Genomic DNA, 3,244 nt, shown 5'->3' with positions numbered 1-3,244 from the left:
TCATCGTCAAGATTAAATTCCGAAACCCCAATTGCGAAAGCAGTTGGGGTTTTGTTTTGCCCGCAGGAAATGTATCTGCTTGATTTCTATGCAACGGCCCGGGGCATAGCTATCATTCGGGCCTCATTGTGAGGCGAGATCTGCATGCAGACGTTGTTGAACCTCCTGAAAGATGGTCGATTCCATTCTGGTCAGGATCTGGGTGCCGCCCTGGGAATAAGTCGAAGTGCGGTGTGGAAGCAGCTTCAGCATCTGGAGGCTGAGCTTGGCTTGTCCATCCATAAAGTTCGAGGGCGGGGCTATCAATTGGCTGCGCCATTGACGCTGCTCGACTCTCGGACATTATCAGCAATAGCGCCAGGTTGGCCGGTTACTGTCCTGGATTCTGTCGACTCCACAAATGCTGAAGCCTTGCGTGCGATTGGTCAGGGTAATTTGGCGCCCTTTTTAGTGCTCGCGGAGCGGCAAGTCTCTGGGCGGGGGCGACGGGGTCGTAAATGGGTGAGTCCGTTTGCAGAGAATCTCTATTACAGCCTTGTCCTTCGCATCGATGGCGGAATGCGCCAGCTCGAAGGCTTGAGTCTTGTTGTGGGGCTGGCTGTCTTGCAGGCTCTGAGGAATTTTGGAGTGCCGGGTGCGGGATTGAAGTGGCCTAACGATGTCTTGGTGGGTAACAAGAAAATTGCCGGCATTCTTCTTGAGCTCGTCGGAGATCCGGCAGACGTTTGTCATGTCGTACTGGGAATCGGCGTTAACGTGAACATGCAGCAGGCTGATGGGGTGGATCAGCAATGGACGTCGATTCGGCTTGAGTCAGGCAGATGCACTGATCGCAATATCTTGGTGGCTGAGCTTGGTAAGCAATTAAGTGCTTACATCCAGCGCCATCAGGTGGATGGATTTTCGGCTCTCCAGGCAGAATGGGAGGCGAATCATTTGTGGCAAGATCGCTCTGTGTCATTGATTGCGGGTTCCAGCCATATAAATGGTGTTGTGCTCGGAATCGACAGTCAGGGTGCACTACGCCTGAAGGTGGATGGCGTGGAAAAAGTCTTTAGTGGTGGTGAGCTCAGCCTGAGGTTGCGTGATGATTCTTGAGCTCGACTGTGGGAACAGTTTTATTAAATGGCGAGTACTGAAGGCTGCGCTCGGCGCTTTGTTTTCCGAAGGCGTTGTCGACTCTGATCTTGCATTGATTGAGAGTTTGAGAGCTCTCGATGGACTTGTGCTTCGCAAGTGTCGCTTGGTCAGTGTCAGGACTGCGGAGGAGACTGGCGCATTAATCGAGGTTATCGAGCGGGAGTTTAATATTTCGGTGGTGTGTGCGAAGCCCGCTCGTGAAATGTCTGGTGTAAAAAACGGTTATGAGGACTACGAGCGTCTAGGGCTTGATCGATGGTTGGCCATGCTTGGCGGGTTTCATCTCGCATCGCGCGGCGCTTGTCTGGTTCTTGATTTCGGTACTGCAGTAACTGCCGATTTTATCGCTGCGGATGGTGAGCATCTGGGCGGTTTCATTTGTCCGGGAATGCCGTTGATGCGAAATCAGTTACGTACTCATACCCGCAAGATTCGTTATGGAGATCTGGCAGCTGAGCGCGCCCTGTCAAGTAGTGCACCGGGGCGGACCACTGTTGAGGCTGTGGAGCGTGGGTGTTCATTGATGCTGCGAGGTTTCGTTTTGACGCAGCTGGAAATAGCACGCTCCTACTGGGGGGGAGGCTTTGCAGTTTTTTTAACTGGCGGCGATGCTGAATTGGTTGCGGATGTTGCGCCCCAGGCCAGAGTCGTTCCCGACCTGGTATTTGTAGGGTTGGCTATGGCGTGTCCTTTTTCCTGAGGTTTGTATGCGTTGGTTGTTCCTGCTGCTTCTTGTTCTTAATGTTTTTTATTATTTCTGGCATCAGCAGGAGGCGCCTTTGCGGGCGAAGGATGTTACGCCTCTCAGTTTGTATCGAGGTTCCCAGCAGGACATTCGCTTGCTTAGTGAAATGACCGGTGATGTTAAGGAGGGGCGCGATACCGGGCGCGAGGAATGCCTGTTTCTGGGAGGGCTTACCCAGCAGGATTCAATGACTGCTCTGCGCAAGCGCTTGGTTGAGATGGGAGTGGATGTGCAATCTTCGTCAAAGGATGCTTCCGGGGCTGGCTATTGGTTGTCTGTCGCGCCTCAGAGCCCGCGTTTGCTAGGGGATGCTCAGTTGCAAAACCTTTCCAAGGAATTCAATGAGTTAAAACATAAAATAATGCTGTGTGAGGGGGTTGCACCTGCTGAATAGTTTGCATAGAATGGCGCCCGCTCCACAGCGAAGACCTAAACGGGAAATCAAAGTGAGGCGATGTCAACGCAGCTAACCTCAGGTTTTTAAATGAGAAAATGCTTGACAGGGGCTTGGCATGGTATAGAATGCCGGCCTGATTAGGAGGGGTTCCCGAGCGGCCAAAGGGATCAGACTGTAAATCTGACGTCTACGACTTCGAAGGTTCGAATCCTTCTCCCTCCACCAGATTTAAGCGTGAGCTGCAGGCTCCGCGGGTATAGTTTAGTGGTAGAACCTCAGCCTTCCAAGCTGATGATGCGGGTTCGATTCCCGCTACCCGCTCCAAGTTTGCAGGTTGTGCAAAGTGTTTTGCTCTTGTAGCTCAGTTGGTAGAGCACACCCTTGGTAAGGGTGAGGTCAGCGGTTCAAATCCGCTCAAGAGCTCCATATAACAAGGCAGATATGAAAATATCTGCCTTTGTTTTAATGGTTGATATTGTTTGTCTAATTTCTTCTGTAGAGGGTGATATCGATGGCTAAGGAAAAATTTGATCGTTCCCTGCCCCACGTCAACGTTGGGACCATTGGTCACGTTGACCACGGTAAAACCACTCTGACCGCTGCTCTGACTCGCGTATGCTCCGAAGTTTTCGGTTCGGCCGTAGTTGAATTCGACAAGATCGACAGCGCTCCAGAAGAAAAAGCTCGCGGTATCACCATCAATACCGCGCACGTTGAGTACAACTCGCTGATCCGTCACTACGCTCACGTTGACTGCCCAGGTCACGCTGACTACGTGAAGAATATGATCACCGGTGCTGCTCAGATGGACGGCGCTATCCTGGTTTGCTCGGCCGCTGATGGTCCGATGCCGCAAACCCGTGAGCACATCCTGCTGTCCCGTCAGGTAGGTGTTCCGTACATCGTGGTTTTCCTGAACAAGGCTGACCTGGTAGACGACGCTGAGCTGTTGGAATTGGTTG

General features: G+C 52.2%; 4 protein-coding genes and 3 tRNA genes. All 7 read left to right on the top strand.

All coding sequences use genetic code 11. From position 1 onward, the window contains the following. Positions 1–144 precede the first annotated feature (144 nt). Positions 145–1,098, top strand: coding sequence for a bifunctional biotin--[acetyl-CoA-carboxylase] ligase/biotin operon repressor BirA (gene birA / locus M9827_RS27545; RefSeq protein ID WP_250608366.1), 954 nt, complete (start codon positions 145–147; stop codon positions 1,096–1,098). Next, the gene (locus tag M9827_RS27540) at positions 1,088–1,840 is read left to right on the top strand and encodes a pantothenate kinase (protein ID WP_250608364.1); all 753 of its coding nucleotides are present in this window, start codon (positions 1,088–1,090) and stop codon (positions 1,838–1,840) included. Before birA ends, M9827_RS27540 begins: the two co-directional genes overlap by 11 nt. Positions 1,841–1,847: 7 nt before the next feature. After that, complete coding sequence (locus tag M9827_RS27535) at positions 1,848–2,279, top strand: hypothetical protein (protein WP_250608362.1); 432 nt, start codon at positions 1,848–1,850, stop codon at positions 2,277–2,279. A 143-nt stretch (positions 2,280–2,422) separates the two neighbouring features. Beyond that, a tRNA-Tyr gene (locus M9827_RS27530) sits at positions 2,423–2,507 on the top strand. A gap of 25 nt (positions 2,508–2,532) precedes the next feature. Beyond that, a tRNA-Gly gene (locus M9827_RS27525) sits at positions 2,533–2,606 on the top strand. A 26-nt stretch (positions 2,607–2,632) separates the two neighbouring features. Beyond that, positions 2,633–2,708 (top strand) — tRNA-Thr (locus tag M9827_RS27520). Between the two features lie 85 nt (positions 2,709–2,793). Continuing rightward, positions 2,794–3,244 (top strand): GTP-binding protein (locus tag M9827_RS27515; RefSeq protein ID WP_250608360.1); only part of this gene is annotated, 451 nt, incomplete at its 3' end.

The organism is Pseudomonas sp. AKS31 (genome assembly GCF_023634765.1).
GTDB lineage: Bacteria > Pseudomonadota > Gammaproteobacteria > Pseudomonadales > Pseudomonadaceae > Aquipseudomonas.
This window is presented reverse-complemented; position numbering and strand designations above follow the sequence as displayed.

Bases quoted from the DNA above. Each gene is read 5' to 3' on its own strand.
- birA (WP_250608366.1), top strand. From the start codon at position 145: ATGCAGACGTTGTTGAACCTCCTGAAAGATGGTCGATTCCATTCTGGT.
- M9827_RS27540 (WP_250608364.1), top strand. From the start codon at position 1,088: ATGATTCTTGAGCTCGACTGTGGGAACAGTTTTATTAAATGGCGAGTA.
- M9827_RS27535 (WP_250608362.1), top strand. From the start codon at position 1,848: ATGCGTTGGTTGTTCCTGCTGCTTCTTGTTCTTAATGTTTTTTATTAT.